At 49.5% G+C, this 24971-nt stretch carries 15 protein-coding genes and 2 rRNA genes; 14 read left to right on the forward strand and 3 right to left on the reverse strand.

The window, feature by feature from the left end; genetic code table 11:
- Window positions 1–235 precede the first annotated feature (235 nt).
- The 13 genes from D515_RS17690 (at window position 236) to D515_RS17750 (ending at window position 21123) form a co-directional block, all read left to right on the forward strand.
- Entirely contained in the window at window positions 236–1318 is a 1083-nt protein-coding gene (locus D515_RS17690) for an AI-2E family transporter (protein WP_002540442.1), read from the forward strand.
- A gap of 104 nt (window positions 1319–1422) precedes the next feature.
- Window positions 1423–2448: a 16S rRNA (guanine(1207)-N(2))-methyltransferase RsmC gene (gene rsmC / locus D515_RS17695; RefSeq protein WP_002540443.1), complete on the forward strand. Its 1026-nt coding sequence runs from the start codon at window positions 1423–1425 to the stop codon at window positions 2446–2448.
- 236 nt (window positions 2449–2684) lie between these two features.
- Window positions 2685–6062, forward strand: coding sequence for a hybrid sensor histidine kinase/response regulator (locus D515_RS17700; RefSeq protein ID WP_002540444.1), 3378 nt, complete (start codon window positions 2685–2687; stop codon window positions 6060–6062).
- 821 nt (window positions 6063–6883) lie between these two features.
- The gene (locus D515_RS17705) at window positions 6884–8566 is read left to right on the forward strand and encodes an ABC transporter substrate-binding protein (RefSeq protein ID WP_002540445.1); all 1683 of its coding nucleotides are present in this window, start codon (window positions 6884–6886) and stop codon (window positions 8564–8566) included.
- Window positions 8567–8685: 119 nt separating this feature from the next.
- The gene (locus tag D515_RS17710; RefSeq protein WP_002540447.1) at window positions 8686–9672 is read left to right on the forward strand and encodes an ABC transporter permease; all 987 of its coding nucleotides are present in this window, start codon (window positions 8686–8688) and stop codon (window positions 9670–9672) included.
- Window positions 9673–9674: 2 nt separating this feature from the next.
- Entirely contained in the window at window positions 9675–10700 is a 1026-nt protein-coding gene (locus D515_RS17715; protein ID WP_002540448.1) for an ABC transporter permease, read from the forward strand.
- Entirely contained in the window at window positions 10700–11665 is a 966-nt protein-coding gene (locus tag D515_RS17720; RefSeq protein ID WP_002540449.1) for an ABC transporter ATP-binding protein, read from the forward strand. Before D515_RS17715 ends, D515_RS17720 begins: the two co-directional genes overlap by 1 nt.
- A gap of 29 nt (window positions 11666–11694) precedes the next feature.
- Window positions 11695–12684, forward strand: coding sequence for an ABC transporter ATP-binding protein (locus D515_RS17725; RefSeq protein WP_002540450.1), 990 nt, complete (start codon window positions 11695–11697; stop codon window positions 12682–12684).
- A gap of 28 nt (window positions 12685–12712) precedes the next feature.
- Window positions 12713–14416, forward strand: coding sequence for a glycoside hydrolase family 9 protein (locus D515_RS17730; RefSeq protein ID WP_002540451.1), 1704 nt, complete (start codon window positions 12713–12715; stop codon window positions 14414–14416).
- Window positions 14409–15287, forward strand: coding sequence for a glucosamine kinase nucleotide-binding domain-containing protein (locus D515_RS17735; protein ID WP_002540452.1), 879 nt, complete (start codon window positions 14409–14411; stop codon window positions 15285–15287). The genes D515_RS17730 and D515_RS17735 overlap by 8 nt, the downstream gene beginning before the upstream one ends.
- Window positions 15288–15290: 3 nt before the next feature.
- Window positions 15291–17207, forward strand: coding sequence for a beta-N-acetylhexosaminidase (locus D515_RS17740; protein ID WP_002540453.1), 1917 nt, complete (start codon window positions 15291–15293; stop codon window positions 17205–17207).
- 39 nt (window positions 17208–17246) lie between these two features.
- Window positions 17247–19652, forward strand: coding sequence for a glycoside hydrolase family 94 protein (locus tag D515_RS17745; RefSeq protein WP_002540455.1), 2406 nt, complete (start codon window positions 17247–17249; stop codon window positions 19650–19652).
- A gap of 58 nt (window positions 19653–19710) precedes the next feature.
- On the forward strand, window positions 19711–21123 hold the full coding sequence (locus tag D515_RS17750) for a phosphoglucomutase/phosphomannomutase family protein (protein WP_002540456.1): 1413 nt from the start codon (window positions 19711–19713) through the stop codon (window positions 21121–21123).
- 102 nt (window positions 21124–21225) lie between these two features.
- On the opposite strand, the gene D515_RS17755 is transcribed toward D515_RS17750, so the two are convergent.
- A complete protein-coding gene (locus D515_RS17755; protein ID WP_231590966.1) occupies window positions 21226–21519 on the reverse strand; it encodes an MliC family protein in 294 nt (97 codons plus the stop codon).
- 371 nt (window positions 21520–21890) lie between these two features.
- On the opposite strand from D515_RS17755, the gene D515_RS17760 reads away from it, so the two are divergent.
- The gene (locus D515_RS17760; RefSeq protein WP_002540458.1) at window positions 21891–24464 is read left to right on the forward strand and encodes a family 20 glycosylhydrolase; all 2574 of its coding nucleotides are present in this window, start codon (window positions 21891–21893) and stop codon (window positions 24462–24464) included.
- A 156-nt stretch (window positions 24465–24620) separates the two neighbouring features.
- On the opposite strand, the gene rrf is transcribed toward D515_RS17760, so the two are convergent.
- Window positions 24621–24736 (reverse strand): 5S ribosomal RNA (gene rrf, locus D515_RS17765).
- An 89-nt stretch (window positions 24737–24825) separates the two neighbouring features.
- A 23S ribosomal RNA gene (locus D515_RS17770) occupies window positions 24826–24971 on the reverse strand; the annotation flags it as partial.

Raw genomic sequence — 24971 nt, forward strand, 5'->3', positions numbered from 1 at the left:
GATGATAAAACGGAGCTTAGGCTCCGTTTTTTATTGCCAGTTGATCACGACAAGTACCACAAGGGCGACAACACAAAGTAACGGCAGACTCAGTTTGCGTCGTTTTTTGGACTCGCAGTTGCCTTCGCAACACGCCATCATTTTTGTCCTTTCTCGTTGAATTATCACAACGTATCATAGCTTCCTTACAACACTCTTCTCCACAATTGATGGAGAGAAACTAAGGAGCCATGCTGTGGCGTCATTCAAGGCCGAACCAAGACACTGGACATTGATAGGTGCACTGCTTCTCGCAGCGTATGCCTGTTACATGCTCATCGCCCCTTACATGGGGTCTATTGTGCTGGCATTTATTGTCTCCCTGCTTTTCTTTCCTCTGCACGAGAAAATCGAAAACAGGCTGCCATCCCACCCAAACGTTGCTGCCGCGCTTTCCTGCACGTTATTGACCGTGATGATTATCATCCCCCTGATTTTTGTCGCCGCCGCCATATTGAGTCAGGGCGTGACCTTCTTTACCGGTGCCTACGAGTGGCTTACGCAAGGAGGCGCAAAAGAAATTCTGGCAGCGCCTTTGGTCAAATCCGGCCTGGCTTTAGTCGATAAATGGTTACCTACCGACTCCATCAACCCTCAGGAGTTGGTTGCCAAAGCCGCTTCGACACTGTCAGCAATGAGCTCCCAAATGCTGGGCATGAGTTCAAAAATCCTGGGTGATGTGACAGGCGTATTCGTGAACTTCCTCTTGATGCTATTCGTGCTGTTCTTCCTGCTCCGCGATCACGACAAGATCATCAACATGCTGCGTCACGTCAGCCCCCTTTCCCGCAGTCAGGAAGATACTTTGTTGGATGAAGCAGAGAAAGTGGCCAAGTCAGCAGTGCTAGGTTCTTTCCTCACCGCACTCGCTCAAGGCATCGTGGGTGGTTTCGCGATGTGGCTTGCCGGGTTTGCGGGTCTTTTCTGGGGCACAATGATGGCCTTTGCCTCGTTTATTCCGGTTGTTGGAACCGCACTTATCTGGCTACCAGCCGCCGCTTACCTGCTATTGATTGGACAATGGGAATGGGCTGCCTTCCTCGCAGGTTGGGGCGTTATCGTGGTGGGCTCGGTTGATAACATCCTTCGTCCTCTGCTGATGCAAGGAAACTCAGGGATGAATACCCTGCTGATTTTCTTCTCACTGATTGGTGGTCTGCATGTGTATGGCCTGATGGGATTGATTTATGGCCCCATCATTTTCTCGCTCACACTGGTACTGTTCCGAATGTACGAAACAGAATTCCACAGCTTCCTTGAGAAGCAAGATAACTGCTGATACTAGGATCTGTTGAGCTAAGGAACCTAAGGCGCGGCATATTCCCTCACAGGTGACTTTGTGGGAAAATCCGCGCCTCTTTGTTTGATAGCCCCGAGGTATCCATGTCCTACACAGCCCCTAGCCAAATTGCAGCTCGCCAGCTCGAGTATTTCGAAGGCAAACACGTTCTGCTTGCAGGTGAGTTGGAAGATACCTTTGCAACAGAGCTCGAAGGCACTGCTGCAAGCGTCAGCATCTTCACAACCAACCTTGCTTACGCCAATCAAATGCGTCGTTATCAAAACATTGATGTGCAATTTGGTGAAAGCTATCAAGCCACACCTCAGGTCGATATGGTTCTGCTCTACTGGCCGAAGGCAAAAGCCGAAGCTGACTTTCTGCTTTCAATGCTCATGGCGGAGCTTGGCACGGGAACAGAGATAGCCGTTGTAGGCGAAAACCGAAGCGGCGTAAAAAGCATTGAGAAAATGTTTGCGCCCTATGGTCGTGTCACAAAATTTGACTCGGCCCGCCGCTGCAGCTTCTATTGGGGCCAATGTGATAACCAGCCAGCACCTTTCGTATTGGAAGACTGGTACAAAAGCTATCCACTCAATGTGGGTGAGCAATCACTGACTATCCGCTCTCTTCCTGGTGTATTCAGTCATGGAGAACTTGATGCAGGAACTCAACTGCTTCTGGATAACTTACCGACACTGAAAGGCAAAGTGCTGGATTTTGGCTGTGGAGCAGGTGTGATAGGTACGGTGATTAAGCAACGTTATCCCAACACACAAATCACCATGGTCGACATCAGCGCGCTAGCCGTTGCTTCAGCACGTGAAACCTTGCGTTTTAACAATCTTGACGGAGAAGTTTTCGCTTCTGATGTTTATAGCGATATTGACGGGCATTTCGACCATATCGTGAGTAATCCTCCGTTTCATGCGGGTCTTAAAACGCATTACGCCGCCACAGAAACCTTACTCGAACGTGCGCCAGAATACCTAAACCGTGCGGGTGAATTGACGATTGTTGCCAACAGCTTCCTTCGTTATACGCCGTTTATTGAAAGGGCATTCAGTCATTGCGAGACACCAGCCAAGAGCAACAAGTTCGCGATATACCATGCATCAAAACGCCAGTAACACAGGGGGAGCCGAATGGCTCCCTTTTTGTTGTTGGGGGTTTCATTTCCCGTCAAAAACGTTAATTTTGCGCACTACCACGGAGTTCATTGATAACTTACTTGCCAATAAAAAATAAGTCCGTATAAGGGCTGGAGATGGATTAATTTCATATCCGCCTCTTTTAGCTACCGTCAAATTCGACAATATTCGGCTAAGCACGGCGTTTTTTGATTTCCGATTTCTCAGGCAGAGACATGCAAAAAAAACAGAAATTCAAGCGACTTCAGCACACGCTGATGTTGGCTTTTCTGGTGCTGAGTATTACGCCTCTCACCCTGCTGGCTATTTTCTTCCTTGAATCGCACAGCAGCGATCTTGAACAACAAAGCACCACACACCTATCTTTCCTACGTGACAACAAAAAAGAGCAAATCATCAGCTACTTTGATGCGCGTCACTCGGAAGTAAAATCTTTTAGCCGCTCAGAACTTGCGACCGCCAGTGGCGGGCGCTTCTACGGTTTAATCGCCGCATTCCAACAGCTTGGCGATACGGAAGAAATGGCCCGCAACGTTGCCCGGGAGCGCTATGGCGCCGATTCAAATGCCACGCTGCCACCCGGCGCTAACGACAGCAATTTCATAGGCAGCGAGCGATATCGCCTGCTGCATAAGCGCTATGACTGGGCCTATAAAGAACACCTGAAGCGTTCTGATTTTTCAGATATTTTACTGGTCGACATTCACGGAAACGTGGTTTATTCCGCGTTAAAAGATGACGCTTTTGGCTCAAACCTGCTTTCTGAAAAATGGCGTGAAACCGCAGTAGGTAAAACGTTCTCTGACATCAGGGAGACGGTCGATAGCCCTCTGACAGACAGTGATAATACGCCGATCGCTTTCACCGACTACACCCAGCAAACCAATGGTGAAATGGTGGCGTGGTTTGCTGCACCTATCATGCAGCAGGGCTACCTGCACAGCTACGTGTTGTTCAAATTGCCAAACAATGCGCTGGATAAAATGCTCAACTCAACTCCCCAGGAGAAGGGCTACATCAGCACCCTGTTGGTGGGCAATGATCTTATCCCTCGTAATCTGGTAACGACAGAAAAACTGGCACCAATTAACAGTACCGCGATTGAAGCCGCTCTCGCAGGTCTTCGTGATGTCGGTAGTTTCCTGAGTCCAGAGAATCACCGCGTATTGGGTGCCTATGCGCCAGTTGATATTCCGGGTACTTCCTGGGCTATCGTCCTCGAGTTACCGGAAGAAGAAGCATTCGCCCGCATCTACCAGTTGGAAAAAATCTTCATTGCGGTCATGGTCATTGCCATTTTGTTAGTGGTGATTGCTTCACACATGCTGTCTAACTCTATCACGGCGCCTTTGCTCAAACTGACCTGGGCCGCTGAGCAAGTTTCAGCGGGCGATCTGGACCAGAAAATTAACAGCACAGACCGCGAAGATGAAATTGGTAGACTGGCTGTCAGTTTTGCCCGTATGCAGCGCTCAGTGCGCGATAAACTGGCTCTCATCCGCGAGCAAAATAAAGAGCTCGAACAAAATATTCAGGTCATCAAGCAAAAGAACGAAGAGCTTCAACAAGCTGACCGCATGAAAGATGACTTTCTAGCAACAACCTCCCATGAGCTGCGTACACCGCTCCATGGCATGGTGGGGATTGCCGAATCAATACTGGCAGGCGCAGAAGGTCCGCTGCCAGAACGCCAAAAGCATCAGCTTCAAATGATCATCAACAGTGGCGAACGTCTCTCGAACCTGGTGGATGATTTGCTTGATTACCACAAGATGCGTTACGGCGAACTTGAAATCTCTCCTCAAGCTGTCGATACCGCCAATGCAGTGAGGCTGGTTATTGAGCTTTCCAGCCATCTGCTGGGCGGAAAGCCGGTGCGTATAATCAACCAGGTGCCTATTGACCTTCCGCTGGTTCGTGCCGATGAACAGCGTCTGGAGCAGGTGCTGTATAACCTGATTGGCAATGCCATCAAATACACCGACGAAGGCAAGATCATCATCTCTGCCACTGTGCTTGAAGGACAGTTGCGCATTCAGGTGGTAGACACTGGCCAAGGTATCCCGTCGGATCAGCTTGAGTATATTTTCGAGCCTCTTACACAAGCGAGCGGCAATGCAGCGCAGTATCGTCAGGGCGCCGGACTTGGTCTTTCCATCAGTCGACAGCTTATCGACATCATGGGCGGCCAACTCTACGTATCCAGTCAGCCGATGGTGGGAACCACGTTCAGCTTTACCCTGCCCCTGGCAACCGAGGAAGATAAAGCAAAAACCCGTCTCGCCAACAACGCGCATTTCGCTGTGCCGCGGGTAGAGCTTGATCAGGCTGATTACACCCAATTACCGGAAAACCCAGACGGTCCTTTGATTCTGGTAGTTGACGATGAGCCAGTAAACTTGCAGGTTCTAAATAACTTCCTGCGTCTTGAAGGCTACCGTGTAAAAGCAGTGGAAAATGGCCGTCAGGCAATTGAATCCGTTACGATGGAAAAGCCATCGCTGATGCTGCTTGACGTCATGATGCCAGAATTAAGTGGCTATGAAGTCTGTAGCCATCTTCGGGAGCGTTACAGCCGGGCTGACCTGCCTATCATCATGCTTTCAGCCTTGGGGCAGGTTCAGGATAAGGTAAAAGGCTTTGATGCTGGAGCCAATGACTACCTGACAAAACCTTTCAACAAGGATGAACTGAGCGCCAGGATCCGCGCATACATCAATGCTTCGCTGACTGAACAGGAACGCGAACATAACCGCACCCTGCAAAAAGAAATCCACTTTAGGGAACAGGTAGAAGCAGGTCTGCGCGAAGTACAAAACAGACTGCTCGGCATGCTCGATAGCGCATCTGAAGGGATTATCTGTGTACAGGAAAGTGGCAAGATCACCTATGCCAACGATGCGTGTAGTGAAATCTTCCATTTAAGCGCAGAGCAGATTGAACGCCATCAGCTCGATGATTTTCTTGCCATGGCGTTGCCTGAACCGGAATCAAACCGAGGTCACTACAGCGGCCAGTTCAGGTTTAAAATCGATGGAGACATTGTCGATATTGACACTGACTTAATCACGCTACCGGAATCATCTGGCTTGCAAATGATGCTTATCCTCAACACGGGTAAGAAAGCGTCATCACACCGTGTGCAATTGTTGGAAAATGCTGTCTCGGCACTGGCAGATTATGCCTATGACGGCGACATGGACAAACTGCAACAACTCAGGGAATTAGGTGGTGAATTCACCCGCATGGCGGACCGTTTTTCTGGCAGCAAGCCGGATAAGGCCGATATCCTGCGCGACACTCTGGTCAAAGTCATGAGTGCTACCTTGAATTTCTGGCAGAACTCGACAGGAAAAACCAAGTTTGATCTGGCGGAAGAAAGTGGGCTTTGGCGAGTCTATCTGGATAGGAGCACCCTGCAGACACGAACGCTGGATAAGTACCTCCACGTCGAAACCGTTCCAAAATCGCCGCGTTGGCGTACTGTCATCAGCACCATCGATTTTGTTCTTGAACGTTGCCTTGAAGAAAACAAAGAAAGAAGTGAGCTTGAAGTGCTCAGGGAGAGGCTTCAGACGTTGATTTCAAGATAATCCAGTCATACCAATAAGCCCCGCACAGGGGCTTTTTTTCGACATGAATTACCTCACACTTCATTTCTCAAAAGATAAGCCCAGGCGTGCGCTTGCTCCACTCATGACAAAATGCATTCCTGCCTTAGTCTTTCTTTCACGCGCTAGATGCTGCTCAGAGTTCTCTTATCTAAACCTTCGCCAGCGCACTTGAATGCCCCTTCCTTAGAGCGCAGCCAACGCTTGTATATCGCTATGCAGAGCGACAATCAAACTTAATTTTCGACGTAAAACCCACAACTCAACACACCTTGCATAAGGCTATTTTGCCGTAAAACACACCGTTAAAAGTGTTCTATTTTTAACCTCAAAATAAAAGTGTGAGACTCTTTTTCCGTTTATGAGAAGAGAATCACAACAAAATCGGCCCCCAAATTTTCAGCAGAAAATTAACAACTCAAACAAACGGAGATCGAGATCACTCAATATTTCAATCTCGTTAATGGCCATATTTAGAGAGCCCCAAGAGGTTAGCAAACACTAACATCAACTAATATCAACCCCTGAATCTGGATGTTTTTTGACCTTAGTCAAATGTGGTAAAGCCTTGTCAAAACCGTCAATATTGACGGTTTTGACAAGAGGTCGGTTTCTTTTAACGTTTTTAACGGGCGACCCAATTGACCAAAAAACAGAACCGGAGTTTCCTTACATTGCACTGAGCCTGCACGGCCATGTGGATGACCAAGTTCACTTGAGTGGTTATCCATAGCGGGTTCCGGCCTGACCAAATTGATTACGGTCAGAACCAAGTGGAACAAAGCAACTAGTAAGGAACAGCTATGCTTGCCAATCTAAAGAAAACAAAACTTGCAGTAGCCGTCGTTGCGGCCGCAGCGTCGGTACTGACAGCTCCTGTTGTCAGCGCTGCCGATAGAGTAGAACTAACTATCGTACCTGACTTCTACCCACAACTTACTCGTAACTTCAACCCGTTCTTGCAGAACAACCTGAAGTCGACCCTGGACTTTGTTTACGAGCCACTGGTTATCTTCAACCAGCTGGACGGCAACACTCCAGTAATGCGTCTGGCGAAGGACTACACAATCTCAGATGACCTGAGAAAAGTAACTTTCGAAATCCGTGAAGGCGTTAAATGGTCTGACGGCACACCTTTCACTGCAGAAGACGTGGCATTTACTTACAACCTGATCCGTGAAAACGCAGCGCTTGACCTTGCAGGTAACGCAGCACTGATCAGCGACGTTAAAGTGAAAGGCAACAGCGTTGAAATTTCGCTGAACGAAGCTAACTCTTCAGCACCTTTCAAACTGGTTCAAACGCATCCTGTTCCTAAGCACATCTGGAGCAAGATTGACAAGCCAGAAGCTTTCGCGAACGAAACTCCAGTTGGTTCTGGCCCGTTTACCGAAGTTGATACCTTCACCAGCAACCTGTACGTACAGTGTGAAAACCCTAACTACTGGGATGCTGACAGCGTAGCTATCGACTGTCTGCGTATGCCTCTGATCAACAACAACGACGGTCTGCTGTCTAAGATTGTTGCTTCTGAGCTGGACTGGACTTCTTCGTTCATCCCAGATATCGACGCAGTTTACGCATCAGTGAACAAGAACCACAAATACTGGCCAGCACCAGTAGGCTCTTCTGTTAACCTGCTGGTTAACTTCGAGCACCCAGAAGCAGCTAAGAACGAAGCACTGACTAACGTTGACTTCCGTCGCGCAATGTCTACTGCTATCGACCGTCAATCAATCATTGACATCGCGTTCTACGGTGCAGGTTCTCCAAACCACTCTGCAGCTGGTATCGCGGCGCTTTACCAAAGCTGGTCTAACCCTGCAACTTACGATGCAGCGAAGAAATTCAACTCATACAACGTTGAGTTTTCTAAAGAGCTGCTGAAGAAAGCAGGCTTCAAAGACATCAATGGTGACGGTTTCGTAGAAACTCCATCAGGCAAGAGCTTTGAACTGGCAATCCAGACTCCTTCTGGCTGGACTGACTGGAACAACACTTCACAGCTGGCAGCAGAAAACCTGGCAGATGTGGGCATCAAAGCGAAAGCTGTAACGCCTGACTTCTCTGTTTACAACGAAGCAATGGCTGGTGGTACGTTCGACGTAGCTCTGACTAACTACTTCACAGGTCCAGATCCACACCAGACTTGGGACACTGGCTTCCACTCTCGCTTCATGGCGAAAGAAGGTAACCCACGCTTCGCGATGCACCGCTTCAAGAGCGCGGAAGTAGACGAGCTGCTGGAGAAATTCTACTCAACAGCTGACCGTGCAGAGCAAGTGGAAATGGCTCACAAGATTGAAAAGATCCTTTCTGACAATCAAGTAGTGATTCCAGTTCTGTCTGCGGCTTCTACTTACCAGTTCAACGAATCACGCTTCACTGGCTGGTGGAGTGCGGACAATGCCAAAGGCCGTCCAATGATTTGGCAAGGTATCAATGAGCGTCTGCTGCACATTCTTGACCTTAAGCCAAAAGCTTAATCTCTAAATCTGGCGGCGCATCCGCGCCGCCTCTTTCCAAAGATAAACAATCGGTATTTTTGACCTTGGAGCTTTAATTCTTTGGTCACGGCTTCGTCGTGCCACTTAAGGTGTGAGTTATGGGATTTTTTCTTAATAGATTAATGTTTTATTTTGGCGCATTGCTTATCGCAATCACGCTGAATTTTATTTTACCACGTGCAATGCCCGGCGACCCGGTGACCATGATGTTTGCCAATGCGAGTGTACAGGTAACCCCTGAACGTATCGCGGCAATGAAAGCACTTTTGGGTTTCGTTGATGGCCCTATCCACGTTCAGTTCCTGACTTACGTGAAAAGTATTTTCACCTGGGAACTCGGCGTATCTACCCAATTCTATCCAATGACTGTTAACGAGCTGATTGCTAAGTCGCTGGGTTGGACTCTGTTCCTTGCAGGTACTTCCGTAGTGATGGCGTTTTGTATCGGTTCAGTGGTTGGTATCTTCGCGGCATGGCGCCGTGGCAGTCGCTTCGACTCATTCGTATCTCCAGGTTTTATGGCCTTACAGGCAATTCCACCTGTTGTTATCGGCATGCTTATCCTTTTCATATTCGGTATTACACTCAAGTGGTTCCCGACATCTTACGGCATGCCAGAGGGCGCAATCCTCGACTTCACCAGCTGGGAGACCTACAGCGGCATTCTCTACCACGCTTTCCTTCCTCTGTTCTGTGCGACCATCGCACAAATCGGTGGCTTCCTGATCAACATGCGTAACAACATGATCAACTTGTTGGCGGAAGACTACATCACCATGGCTAAAGGTAAGGGCCTTTCAGAGAACCGCGTTGTCTTCAACTACGCCGCTCGTAACGCCCTGTTGCCAACCGTGACTGCGCTTTCTATGGCGCTGGGTATGGCAGTTGCTGGTCAGCTGGTTGTAGAAATGATTTTCCAATATCCAGGTTTGGGTACTGCGATGCTCAATGCCGTTAACGGCCGTGACTACCAAGTACTGCAAGGCCTGCTGATCATCCTGACCATCGTTATGCTGTGCTTCAACTTCATCGCTGATGTTCTCATCGTTTTGCTTGACCCACGTCTGCGTAAGGGAGGCAAATAATCATGAAAGATTTTCTTAATATTATTCGCGGTAATACAAAAGCTCTGGTAGGTGTCATCTTAATTCTGATGTTTATCATCGCCGCTGTTTTTGCACCGTTTCTTTCTCAGTACGACCCGCACAAGCGTACGGGTGCACCACATGAATATCCAGGTTTTGTCGTCAAAATGGCGCAAGCTAATCCAGATGGCTGGGTAGCCGAGAACCTGGCAGATAACCAACGTCGTCTGCGCATGTCAAAAGACGCTGAGCACGTTCTGGGTACTACCCGTCTTGGCCGCGACATCTGGTCTCAGGTGGTTCACGGTGCGCGAACTTCACTGTTCGTTGGCTTCACTGCAGGTATCTTCGTGTGTGTGGTTGCCACCATCATGGGTATCTCAGCAGGTTACTTTGGCGGGCGTGTAGACAACGTACTGTCGGGTGCGATGAACGTTATGCTGGTTATGCCTCAGCTTCCAATCGTGATGGTAGTAGCAGCATTCGTCGGACAGGCAGGCCCGCTCACCATCGCCTTGGTAATAGCCTTAACCTCCTGGGCATGGGGCGCCAGGGTAATCCGCTCCCAGACACTGGCAATTCGTGAGAAAGAATTCGTTAAAGCTGCAGAAGTGCTTGGCGAATCCCGCACTCGCATCCTGTTTGTTGAAATCCTGCCAAACCTTATCCCTCTGGTAGGTGCAAGCTTCATCGGCTCTGTGATGTACGCCATCCTGACTGAGTCTGTGCTCTCGTTCATCGGTATGGGCGATCCGAGCGCAGTGAGCTGGGGTTCAATGCTGTACAACGTACGTACCTCTTCAGCAATGCAACTGGGTATCTGGTGGGAAGTACTGGCTCCGTGTTTGGCGCTGAGCTTGCTGTCTCTTGCACTGGCACTGGTTAACTTCGCAGTCGATGAAATCGCTAACCCGCAGTTGCGTGCACAAAAAGGCCTTAAGCGCTGGAAGAAGATGCAAGCAGCAGAAACTCAGTCACGTGCAGAAACTGAGCTGACTCCACAAGTAGCAATGAGCGGAGAGAAATAATGAGCGACGCACAACTACAAATCCGCAACCTATGTGTTGACTACATTACTGACGCGGGCGATGTCCGCGCAGTAAACAACGTAAGCTTTGATATCGGTAAAGGCGAAGTCTTCGGTCTGGCCGGTGAGTCTGGCTGTGGTAAATCAACCGTAGCATTCTCGCTGATGCGTCTTCATAAGCCGCCTGCATTCATCAGCGGCGGTGAAGTACTCTTCAACGGCGAAGACATCATGAAGTACAGCGATGAGCGCATGAGCCGCTTCCGCTGGAAAGAAATCTCCATGGTATTCCAGTCAGCGATGAACGCCCTGAACCCGGTTCTTACCATGGAAGAGCAGTTCTGTGACGTTATCATGCGCCACACCAACATGACCCGCGAACAGGCGAAACGCCGCGCTGAAGGTCTATTGGAAATCGTTGATATCCACCCAAGCCGTTTGACCGACTACCCTCACCAGTTCTCTGGTGGTATGCGTCAGCGTCTGGTCATTGCGATTGCACTGGCTCTGAACCCGAAAATGATCATCATGGACGAGCCGACAACGGCGTTGGATGTGGTGGTTCAACGCGAGATCCTGCAAAAGATCCACGCACTGAAAGAAGAGTTTGGTTTCTCGATTCTGTTCATCACTCACGACCTGTCACTGATGGTCGAGTTCACTGACCGTATCGGCATCATGTATGCGGGCCAGTTGATTGAGGTGGCACCATCGAAAGAGATCCTCAAAAACCCTTATCACCCTTACACCGAAGGTCTGGCTAGCTCATTCCCTCCACTGACGGGTCCAAAAACACACCTTTCCGGTATTCCAGGCAACCCATTAAACCTGCTTGAGATCCCACAAGGCTGTAGATTCCAGGCTCGTTGCGGAAAGACCAAAGATACCTGCTTCAAAGTGGCTAACACACTGACTCAGGTAGAGCCAAACCGTTTCACCAACTGCCACCTGTTTACAGGCAAGTAATTGGCTTTAGAGACTTGTAGGAGTGAGCAATGACTAAAGAATTAGGCCAACCGATTGTTGAAGGCAAAAATCTAGTAAAAGATTTCCCTATCAGCAGTAATGCGCTGAACAAGCCAATGATGCGCGCACTGAATGACGTGTCATTCAAACTGTATAAGAGCCGCGGTCTGTCGGTAGTAGGTGAATCTGGTTCAGGTAAATCTACCTCAGCAAAAATGATCGCCAAGATGTATGCACCAACCTCTGGCTCTATTGAGTACAAAGGCCGCGACATCGCGACGATCACCAAGAAAAACGATCTGATGACCTATCGCGAAGGTGTTCAGATGGTATGGCAAGACCCGTTCGGTTCTCTGAACCCAACACACACCATTTTCCACCACATCGCGCGTCCGCTGCACATTCACAAGAAAGCGAGCAGCAACCCGAAAGAACTGGAAGAACAAGTGTACGACCTGCTGAATCAGGTTGGTCTGACACCACCAAAAGAAACCGCACAGAAGTATCCTCACCAGCTTTCTGGTGGTCAGCGCCAACGCGTTAACTTGGCGCGTAACATCGCTGTAGGTGCTGAAGTTGTGCTGGCTGACGAGCCAACCTCCATGCTCGACGTGTCTATCCGTGCAGGTGTATTGAACCTGATGGAAGAGATGAAGTTCGAGAAGGAAATGGCGCTGCTGTATATCACGCACGACATCGCTACTGCACGTTATATCGCAGAAGATCTGGCGGTAATGTACGTTGGCCACATGGTGGAATGGGGTGACTGTGAAGAAATCATTCACCGTCCACAACACCCATACACACGTCTGCTGGTTTCCGCAGTACCGGATCCTTCGAAATCTATCCACACCGAGCTGGAAGGTAATAAAGGCGAAATTCCTCTATGGACGCCGGATTCTGTTGGCTGTCCATTTGCTGGCCGCTGTCTGCACGCGACAGAAAAATGTCGTCAGGCGTTGCCTCCAGTGACCAAACTGGCGGATAACCACTTCGTTCGCTGCTATCTGTTCGAGTGAGCCTCGGGCTAGAGTTTTAGGAGGTAAAATGCAGCTGTTGATCAATCATATCGGCTATGAGCGCTTCGGCAATAAACAAGCGCTGATCCTTGCAAAGCAAGAAGTCACTGCAACACATGCCGATATTGTAGATTGCCAGACTGGGCAATCAGTGATGCAGCTGCCTGTTTGTGCTTGTGGTTCTGTAGACCAATGGCATACCGGCGACGTTTACCGTATCGATTTCTCTGCACTCAATGAGTGCGGAGATTTCTTCGTCAAAGTGGGAGATGTTTCATCTCCGGCTTTTTCTGTCGCAGAAGGTATCCTGTTTGATCGCACCTTTTCAGATGTGATCCACTACTTCAAATCCCAGCGTTGTACAGGCACGTTTGATCAGCGCGATCGCACTGCGCCCCTTCTTGGCACAGATCGTCACGTTGATGTTCATGGCGGTTGGTATGATGCGTCAGGCGACGTCAGCAAATACTTCAGCCACCTTTCATATGCTAACTATTTAAACCCTCAGCAAATTCCGATGGTTGTCTGGAATATGCTGAATACTCTGGAAACCCTTTCTTCAGAACTGGCTCCATTCTCTAAAACCCGTCTACATGATGAAGCGCTGTTTGGTGCAGATTTTCTCGTTCGCATGCAGGACGCAGAAGGTTTCTTCTACCTGACCGTGTTCGACAAGTGGAGCAAAGATCCTTCTCAACGCGATATCTGCGCTTATGAAACCCAGCAAGGTCACAAGACCAATGCATTCCAGGCTGGTTTCCGTCAGGGGGCTGGCGTAGCGATCGCATCACTTGCCGCTGCCGCGCGCTTTGGCGTTAACGGCGAATACGATGTTGATACTTACCAAAAGACTGCAGAAACGGGCTACTGGCATCTAAAAGAAAACAATTCGTCTTACCTAGACGATGGTCAGGAAAACACCATCGATTTTTACTGCGCGCTGCTGGCAACAACAGAACTTTTCAAACTCACCGCCAGCGAGTCATACCTTGAAGAAGCGCGTTATTGGGCAACCCGCCTTGCCGAGCAACAACAGAGTGATGAATGTATTAATCACTTCTGGTCCGCTAACGGTGACGGTTCTCGCCCTTATTTTCATGCTGCTGAAGCAGGCTTGCCTGCGATTTCGCTGATGCAATACCTTCAGGTAGAAGGCGATGACACACTCAAAGCGAAATATACGGAAACCCTTTTCAATGCGCTGAACTTTGAGCTCAGCATCTCCGCCGAAGTGAACAACCCGTTCGGTTATCCGCGTCAGTACATCAAGAATGTTGACGCAGAAAAACGCACCAGCTTCTTCGTGGCCCAGCGCAACGAGACCGGCTACTGGTGGCAAGGTGAAAATGCGCGTCTGGGTTCACTGGCTGCCATGGCATTTATGGCCACCAGCTATGTGTCTGACGAAGAGCAAAAAGCCAAGCTTCGTGAATACGGTCAACATGCCCTGAACTGGATTGTGGGACTCAACCCTTACGACATGTGCATGTTGGACGGCCATGGTCGTAACAACCCTGACTATCTGCCTGATCTTGGCTTTATCAATGCCAAAGGCGGCGTGTGCAACGGCATTACGGCTGGCTTTGAGAACGAGCATGACATCGCTTTCAAACCGGAAGGCCAGAAAGATGACATGCTGCAGAACTGGCGTTGGGGTGAGCAATGGATCCCACATGCGGCTTGGTATCTGTTAGCGATTGCTATGCAAAAGAAGGATGTTACCCATGGGTAATTTCTTCTGTGGCGTAGACGGTGGTGGCACTTCCTGCCGCGCACGTATTGTTGATGAACAAGGTCAGTTTTTGGGTGAAGCCAAAACCGGCAGTGCCAACATCCTTTTGGGTGTGGAACTGGCGATGGAGAACATCCAAAGTGCTATTGCTCAAGCGGCTGAACAGGCTGGCATCACCGACCTTTCCACGCTGTCTGTTGGTCTTGCATTGGCAGCAGCCGAGCAACGCTCAGCCTGGCATGCATTTATGTCTCTACCGCACCCGTACAAACACATGACCCTGAACACTGACGGTTATGGTGCATGTATGGGCGCATTCAGCGGTGATAACGGGGCCATCGTTATCGCTGGTACAGGCTCTGTCGGTATCTATTTAGAAAACGGTCAACAGCATGTTGTCGGTGGCCGTGAATTCCCAATCTCCGATCAAGGCGGCGGCGCTGTTATGGGATTGCGCCTGATCCAACAAACACTGCTGGCGCACGATGGTCTTCGCACCAGTTCAGCTTTGTCAGATCACGTCCTTGCGTATTTCAACCACGATCTCGATGCCATTGTTGAATGGTCTAAAACCGCGAAACCTCGCGATTACGGCCAATTCAGTCCGAAAGTATTCGAACTGGCAATGGAACGAGATGAACTTGCCATGGAATTACTGCAAGGCTCTGCTGATGATGTGGAGCGCCTTATCCTCGGTTTGAACCGTAAAGGCGCAACGCAAATCGCGCTGATGGGCAGCATTGGTGAACGCATTGTTCGCTGGCTGTCTCCAGCGGCCCAGTCTTTGCTGGTAAAACCCCAGGCGGATGCCATGGCCGGCGCTATTTTGATGGCGCGCGGTAACCACAATCTTTATCCGTTTTCGAGGTGAGCCATGAATTTTCGCCTAGACCTCAATGTTATTGAAGCGACGCCAAGTGAAAGCCGCTTTGCGTTAGTGCTTCATAACCTTTCTGAAACTAACATCCAGAACTGGCAGCTGACATTCAGCGCCAGCCGCTATGTGCTGCCAACGTCAGTGTCTCACGGCACCTTAAAACAGATTGGCAGTCTGTGTATTTTTGAAACGGGCGAACCTTTAAACGCAAACGATCATCTGTACCTCGAGTTCAGCCATCCTACCAAGCCTTTCTCTATGCATGATGAAGGCATTGGTGATGCATGCCTGTTGATCACAACAGAAGATGGCGTGAAGGCCGTGCCAGTTGAAACAACACCAATCAATCTCGGCACCCAAACACCAGAACGCCTTCCACTGACACTTCCGGAACCGAAAGCGATCAATCTGATTCCTCAGCCTAAAGCGCTGGTGGTAAAGCAAGGCCAGTTTGCGCTGACTGACGACATCGCGATTCAATCTGACAGTGATATCAGCAAACCTGCAGCGCGTTGGCTGGCAGACGAGATGTCTCAACACCTTCGCCGTGATGTCACCATCAAGCAAGAAGCTCAAATCCGTCTGGTTCAGGATAAAAGCCTGAAGCCAGAGCACTACCGGGTAAGCGTAACCCTTCAGGGCGTAACGATTTCAGCATCGAACGAGGCAGGCTTTGCCCATGGTGTAGCGACAGTACTTCAACTGCTGCCAACACAAGCATCGCACCGTCACTATTTCGATTACGCCCTGCCATGCGTTGAAGTTGAAGATCATCCTCGCTTTGGTTACCGCGGCATGATGCTGGACTGTGCTCGTCACTTCCACCCTCTCAGCCGTGTTAAAAACCTTATCAACCAACTGGCTCGCTTTAAGTTCAACCATTTCCATTGGCACTTAACGGATGACGAAGGCTGGCGCATCCAGATTGATGCGTATCCGGAGCTGACGGAAATCGGCGCCTGGCGTGGGCCATTTGAAAGTATTGAGCCTCAGTACACTTCGCTGTCCAAGATCCACGGTGGTTTTTACACCAAAGACGAGATCCGTGAAGTCATTGCGTATGCCGCAGAGCGAGGCATCACTGTTGTACCGGAAATTGATATCCCAGGTCACTGCCGTGCCGCTATCAAATCCCTGCCACAACTGCTGGTTGAAGATGCGGATACCTCAGCGTATCGCAGCATCCAGAACTACAACGACAATGTGCTGAACCCTGGCCTCAAAGGCACTTACACCTTTCTGGAAACCGTTCTAAAAGAAGTGTGTGAGCTTTTCCCTGCGCCTTATGTTCACATCGGTGCTGACGAAGTGCCAGAAGGCGTGTGGATAGACAGCCCTGCATGTCAGGCCTTGATGAAAACCCACGGCTACAAAGACTTCAAAGATCTTCAGGGTCATGTTCTGCGTCACTGTGAAGATTTCCTCAGCACCAAAGGCAAACAAATGTTTGGCTGGGAAGAAGCAGTGTTTGGCAACAAAGTCAGCAAAGACACAGTGATCTTCTCTTGGCTGAATGAACAATCCGGCGTCGACTGCATTCGCAACGGTTACAACGTTGTGCTTCAGCCAGGCCACGAAACTTACTTGGATATGGCACAAGACTACTCGGCTTGTGAGCCGGGCACAGACTGGGCCTGTAAGGTACCGCTTGAAAAAGCCTACCACTATGAGCCTTTCGCTAACTCAACCGTCACCACAGAAGAGTTTGGGAAAGTGAAAGGAATTCAATGCGCACTTTGGTGCGAGATGACCAATACCCAAAGCCGCTTCGAGTACATGATCTTCCCTCGCCTTCTGGCGATCGCAGAAGTGTGTTGGAGCGCCAAGGAACAGCGGGACTGGGCAGATTTCCAAGCCCGTCTCAGCGGACAACTGCAGTACCTGGATCGTCTGGGTATTAACTATCGTCGGTAATTACTTCAATTTTTTGAGATTTGTAGAAGGATACACGCCATGAAATACGGCTTCTTTGATAACGACAACCGGGAATATGTCATTACCCGCCCTGACGTACCGGCGCCATGGACAAACTATTTAGGTACAGAAAAGTTCTGTACCGTTATTTCACACAACGCAGGTGGCTACTCGTTCTACAACAGCCCTGAGTACAACCGCGTAACCAAATTCCGTCCAAACGGTACCTTCGACCGTCCAGGACACTACGTATACCTGCGTGATGACGAGACTGGCGACTACTGGTCAATCTCTTGGCAGCCAGTGGCTAAAAGCCTGGAAGAAGCATCGTACGAAGTGCGTCACGGCCTGTCTTACTCTAAGTTTAAGTGTGAGTACAACGGCATCACCGCACAAAAAACCCTTTTTGTACCAAAAGGCGAAGACGCACAAATTTGGGATGTGAAGATCAAGAACGACGGCGACAAACCTCGTACGATCAGCGCGTTCTCTTTTGTTGAGTTCTCATTCAGCCACATCCAGTCTGACAACCAGAACCACCAGATGAGCCTGTACTCTGCAGGTACTTCATATAACGAAGGCGTGATAGAGTACGATCTGTACTACAACACTAACGACCATGAAGGCTTTTACTACATGGCGTCCAGCTTCGACCCAGACAGCTTCGACGGTCAACGCGATAGCTTCCTGGGTATGTACCGCGACGAAGCAAACCCAATTGCTCTCGAAAATGGTCGTTGCTCTAACCACGTTCAAACCTGTTACAACCACTGTGGCTCTCTGCACAAACAATTTGTTATTCAGCCAGGTGAAGAGGTTCGCTTCGTATTCCTGCTGGGTATCGGTAAAGGTGAAGGCCAACGTCTGCGCGCGAAATACCAGGACATGGCTAACGTTGATGCAGCATTTGCTGACATCAAAGGCCACTGGGATGAGCGTTGTAACAAGTTCCAGGTAACCTCACCAAACGAAGGTCTGGACACCATGATCAACGCATGGACTCTGTACCAGGCGGAAACCTGTGTGGTTTGGTCTCGCTTTGCGTCATTCATCGAAGTAGGCGGCCGTACTGGTCTGGGCTACCGTGATACCGCTCAGGACGCAATCTCTGTTCCTCATTCAAACCCAGCAATGACCCGCAAGCGTCTGGTTGACCTGCTGCGCGGTCAGGTGAAAGCGGGTTACGGTCTGCACCTGTTCGATCCAGACTGGTTCGATCCAGAGAAAGCCGACGTTAAACCATCTAAGTCACCAACCGTTGTTCCAACCCCAAGTGACGAAGACAAGATCCACGGCATCGAAGACACCTGTTCTGATGACCACCTGTGGATTGTCCCAACCATTATTAACTACGTTCAGGAAACCGGCGAAGAAAGCTTCCTTGACGAAGTGATCCCATACGCAGATGGCGGCGACGCGACCGTTTACGAGCACATGAAAGCTGCACTGGAATTCTCAGCAGAATACGTGGGCCAAACCGGTATTTGTAAAGGTCTGCGTGCAGACTGGAACGACTGTCTGAATCTGGGTGGCGGTGAGTCCGCAATGGTTTCTTTCCTGCACTTCTGGGCGCTTCAAGAGTTTGTAGCTCTGGCGAAGTACAAAGGTAAAGACGCAGATGTGGCTAAATACACCGAGATGGCAGCAAACGTGCGTGAAGCCTGTGAACTGCACCTGTGGGATAACGAAGGCGGCTGGTACATCCGTGGCCTGACAAAAGACGGCGACAAGATCGGTACTGCACAACAAGCAGAAGGTCGTGTTCACCTTGAGTCAAACACTCTGGCTGTTCTGTCTGGTCTGGCGTCTCAAGAGCGCGGTGAGAAGGCAATGGATGCAGTAGATGAGAACCTGTTCTCTGAGTACGGTCTGCACCTGAACTCACCATCGTTCGCAACACCAAACGATGACATCGGCTTCGTAACCCGCGTTTACCAAGGCGTGAAAGAAAATGGCGCGATCTTCTCGCATCCAAACCCATGGGCTTGGGTAGCAGAAACCAAACTGGGCCGCGGCGACCGTGCAATGAAGTTCTACGACGCACTGAACCCGTACAACCAGAATGACATGATCGAGAAGCGTGTGGCTGAACCTTACTCTTATGTTCAGTTCGTCATGGGTCGTGACCACGAAAACCATGGCCGCGCAAACCACCCATGGCTGACAGGTACGTCTGGCTGGGCTTACTTCGCGGTAACTAACTTCATTCTGGGTGTACAAACTGGCTTCAGCGGCCTGATTGTTGACCCATGTATCCCAACTAGCTGGCCTGGTTTCGAAGTTCGCCGTGAATGGCGCGATGCGACTTACAACATCAAGGTTGAAAACCCGAACGGCGTTAGCAAAGGCGTGAAATCAATCACTCTGAACGGTGAAACTGTTGAAGGTGCAATTCCTGCACAAGCGGCAGGCTCTGTGAACGAAGTGGTTGTTGTTCTGGGCTAATCACAAAAACGGGGCTGAATCAGCCCCGTTATTTGTCTGTTTCTAAAGGAGTTCAACCATGATCCAATTTGGTACCGGTGGCTGGCGTGCACTGATTGGCGAAGAGTTTACCCGCGATAACGTGCGACTCGTTGCCCAGAGCCTTGCCAACATCATGATCAATGAAAACGCGATCGAGCCGGGCTTTGTTATCGGTTATGACCGCCGTTTCCTGTCTGACAAAGCTGCAGAATGGTTTGCGAGCGTGCTAGCTGCAAATGGCATCACCGTTAGCTTTATCGACAAATACGTTCCAACCCCTATCGTGATGTTCAAAGCGAAGGAGATGGAAACCCACTATTCGGCGTGTATCACCGCTTCCCACAACCCAGCGGATTACAACGGCGTCAAAGTCTTTATCAAAGGCGGTCGTGACGCAGACGAAATCATCACTGCGAAGATTGAAGAGCAAATAAGCCAACTTCAACTGAGCGATGTGAAAACCATCGACTTCGAAGATGCGGTTGAAGCGGGCTCGGTCAAGATCATCAACCCGATGAACGAATTCGTGGATTCGATCATCGATTTCATCGACATTGAAGCGATCAAAAAAGCCAACCTTCGCGTGCTGATAGATCCTATGTTCGGTGTGGCGAAAAACGCCCTGCAAACCGTTCTTATCTCTGGCCGCTGTGACGTTGACGTTATCAACGACGGTGCAAACCCAGGCTTCGGCGGATTGATGCCATCACCAAGTGCTGCAACGCTATACCGCCTGAAGCATCTGGTTGCTCATGAAGGTTACGACATCGGTATTGGTACCGATGGTGATGCAGACCGTCTTGGCATCATCGACGAGAAAGGTAACTTCATTCACCCGAACGAAGTCCTGCTGCTGCTGTACTACTACATGCTGAAGTACAAAGGCTGGAAAGGCTCTGTGGTACGTAACATCGCGACCACTCACCTGCTGGATAAAGTCGCCGCAGACCATGACGAGAAGAGCTTTGAAGTGCCTGTGGGCTTCAAACACATCAGCTCACAAATGGAAGCAGATGACTCTCTGATTGGCGGCGAAAGCTCTGGTGGCCTGACAATCCGCGGTCACATCAAAGGTAAAGATGGCGTATTCGCTTCGAGCTTATTGGTGGAAATGATCAGCGTAACGGGCAAGAAGCTATCTGAATTGCTTGATGAAATCTACAGCAAGTATGGCTACGCCTACACAGCTGAAGGTGATTGCACATTCAAAGCTTCTCAGCGCGAAGAGCTCTACAACAAGATTTATGTAGAAAAGGCACTGCCAGAATTTGCTTATGAGATTGAAAAAGTCAGCTATGCCGATGGCCTGAAAGTTTACTTCAAGAACGGCGGTTGGGCATTGGCGCGCTTCTCAGGCACCGAGCCACTACTGCGTATTTTCGTGGAGTGGGAAGACAAAGACACCGCGGAAGCTCTGGTTCAACAAATCAAAGAGTTCCTGTACGTTTGATGTCAAAAATGAACAGGTTAATCCACTAAATTGGCAACAATGCTGTTCATTCCTGCAAACCGAAAGGTTTTTGCAACAAGGGTAGCTTAGCTACCCTTTCTTTTATCTGCTGAGGGTGCATTCACGGAAAGAAAGGTCACCGACAACCAGCATAGCGTCGTCTCCTTTTGTATATAGCCCCACAGAGCCATCTTCCAGTTCATATTGCGCGCCGGAAGCAGATCGAATTCGGGGGAGTTCATACTCAGCATCATTGACATGAATCAACGCGTAGTCTGACATCACCATAGCACCGAACACCTGGCCATCCTCACACGCATATTGGTGAGGCAATGGGGAAGCACAAGCGGCCAACAGAGAGGCCGACATCGTAACGCCAAGTAATCTCTTCATCATTCTTCTCCGTCACTGCGTTCTCATATATCTCATCATGAATGCAAAAATTAATATGAAAACCTAGTCACAACATTTCATTCTAGTTTGATCCAAGGCGAACCTTTGCTTCAAAACAAGATATTGAAAATATGAAATTTGAATAAATTAATGGGGAAAAATAAAGAGCGCATATTTAACGATATGTATAGCCATTTTTCTGTACATTGTGCGGCCAACGAAAACATTATATTGAAATGCCCTCCATTTCAGCGTCAATCGATGACCGAAATTGCAAAAGGAAAAGTCTTCCCTCGCAACTAATTACCCTGCCTTTTTTCATCGTTATGCTCTTTTATGATTTATTTCGCGTTAGAAATTAAAGGAGCAAACTGATGTTAAAACACGCTTTATTGGCGGCCGCTGTATCTGGAGCATTGGCGGCACCGAGTTATGCAGTCTCTTCGCAAGAGTTAACTCAGTTGGGCCAAGGTCTCGACCTGACGTACTCAGTCATCGATAACCAGCAAGATGAGTGGCGTACGTTCAAAGGTGTCATTTCTCTCACCAATGACAGCGCAACGGCGCTGCCATCGTCAGGATGGGCTATTTACTTCAGCCACATCCGCATGATCAAACCTTTAGCAACAGACGCGCTTAAGGTTTCTCATGTTAACGGTGATATCTTCAAGATCGAACCTACTGCTTCTTTTTCTCCCCTCACACCGGGACAGTCACTTGATATCGAATTCTTATCCGAATTCTGGCAAGTCGCGAAAACCGACGTTATGCCAAACTGGTATCTGGTTTCCGACAATGGTGATACCGCTCTGATTGCTAGCACAAGCAACACCATCAATGGTGAAGTACCGACTAAGCCAGGTGAAGAGCTACCTTTCGTGTCTGATTTTGACACTGAGCTACAGTGGAAGCGCTATGGCGGCAGCATCACAGATTTCTACGACCCGTTCACAGCTGCCGATCGCTACGCGAAAAACAGCGATCTCAGCAAGATTGCTGACGCAAAGGGGGTTATCCCTACACCTGCTTCAATTAGCTTCGGGGAAGGTGAGCTCACTATCGATCCATCTTGGGTAGTGGTTTATGACAATGGTTACCAAACCCAGGCAGAGTTTATCGCTAAGCAGTTTGGCTTAACCGCAGCACCTTGGTCTCCAAATCAATCCAAAGTGATTCATGTTGGCTGGGGGCAAGTCACCATTGATGGTAAAGCCAAGTGGGAAGAAGCTTACGAGTTGAGTGTATCCGCAGCAGAAGAAAAGATTGAGATCAACGCTGTTGATGCCGCAGGTGCGTTGTATGCTGCACAATCACTTATTCAATTAACAGACAACAGCACTGTGCCTGAAGCGTCAATCGCAGATGCCCCGCGCTTTGCTTACCGTGGACTTTCCATTGACGCAGCACGTAACTTCCGCAGCAAAGAGTCTGTATTGGAGTTACTCGATCAGATGGCTGCAGTGAAACTGAATAAACTGCATCTTCGCCTGAGTGACGATGAAGCATGGCGTATTGAAATCCCAGAGTTGCCAGAACTCGCTGACGTTGGCTCAAAACGATGTCATGACCTTACTGAAACTACGTGTGTCTTGCCATTCCTTGGCGCTGGCCCTGATGGCACAGCCGAGTCCAATGGCTTCTACACCCAGGCTGACTACCAGGAAATCCTGGCCGCTGCTAAGGCGCTTAGCATTGAGGTGATCCCTGAAGTTGATATGCCGGGCCACGCGCACGCCGCTATCAAAGCGATGGACGCACGCTTTGAGAAATTTGCCGCGCAAGGTGATTTGGTCAAAGCCAATGAGTTCCGCCTGAGCGATCCTGACGACACCACAGAATATCTGTCAGTACAGATGTTCACTGATAACGCTATGAACGTTTGTATGGAATCAACCTACAACTTCGTTGATACCGTTGTTGGTTCATTGGTTGCCCTTCATCAGGATATTCAGCCGCTCAAAACCTTCCACTTTGGTGGTGATGAAATCGCTGGTGCATGGAAAGACTCTCCTGTCTGTCAGGCATTCCTTGCAGATAACAGCCATGGCATCTCTACCATTGACGAGCTAAGCCAATACTTCGTTGAACGTATCTCTGCCATTACGGCGAACCACAACCTTGATCTGGGTGGTTGGGAAGATGGCCTGATGCACAACAACAAAGTTTACCCACGCGGGGAAATGGTGAACGCGCAGGTGACCGGTAATGCATGGCAGAACATCTGGGAATGGGGCGTTGCAGACCGCGCTTACAACCTTGCTAACAATGGCTATGGCGTGATTTATAACCAAGCAACTCACTTCTACTTCGACCACCCACATGAGCCAGATCCAGAAGAGCGCGGTTATTACTGGGCTCCACGTTTCACTGACACCCGTAAGTCATTCGGCTTTATGCCAGATGACTTGTACGCGAATGCCGACTTTACCCGTGCTGGCGCGCCAATCACTAAAGAAGAAGTCCTCAACGCTGCTGGTGTGAAAACGCTTGAGCATCCAGAAAACGTTCTGGGACTTCAGGGCTCTATCTGGAGTGAAACTATCCGTACAGAAGCGCAGTTCGAAGGCATGACCTTCCCTCGCGCAATCGCGTTGGCAGAGCGTGCTTGGCATTCGGCGTCATGGGAAGCTCACGATGCAGACGGCAAGTTGGTTGATGAGGCGGCACGTAATGCTGGCTACAATCAGTTCGCAAACCTTGTTGCGAAAAACATCATGCCTAGTCTGGAAGAAGGTGGTATCGCCTTTAACCTGCCAGTACCTGGCGGCATCATCGAAGCTGGCGTATTGAAAGCGAACAGTGCTTTCCCTGGCCTTGCGATTGAATACTCCGTTGACAATGGTCAAAGCTGGCAAGCCTATGATGCGAATCAAGCGCCTGCAGTGACTAGTGCACTTATCCGCACCGTATCAGGAGATCGCTCAAGCCGAGTTGCTGAAGTGAAGTAGTTCTTCATCTAGCTATATACGTCAAAAGGCCATTCTTACGGATGGCCTTTTTGTTGCGTGTCGAACAGCTGTTTTGTCAGTAGCTATGATGAATATGGAAAGATGCAGATGCAAAAAAGCCCTGACCGTCAGGTCAGGGCTTTTTCTAAATTGGAAGCCTGGCGATGTCCTACTCTCACATGGGGAGACCCCACACTACCATCGGCGCTGTTACGTTTCACTACTGAGTTCGGCATGGAGTCAGGTGGGTCCATAACGCTATGGTCGCCAAGCAAATTCGTTAAAATCTTGGAAAGCTGTTTTTGTGTTCTCTACACATTCAATGTTCTATCTGAGTCCGTCAAAACCCCTTGGGTGTTGTATGGTTAAGCCTCACGGGCAATTAGTATCAGTTAGCTCAACGCCTCGCAGCGCTTACACACCTGACCTATCTACGTCGTAGTCTCCAACAACCCTTTAGAGGACTTAAAGCCCTAGGGATGACTCATCTTGAGGCTCGCTTCCCGC

Source organism: Grimontia indica (genome assembly GCF_000333895.2).
Classification (GTDB): domain Bacteria; phylum Pseudomonadota; class Gammaproteobacteria; order Enterobacterales; family Vibrionaceae; genus Enterovibrio; species Enterovibrio indicus.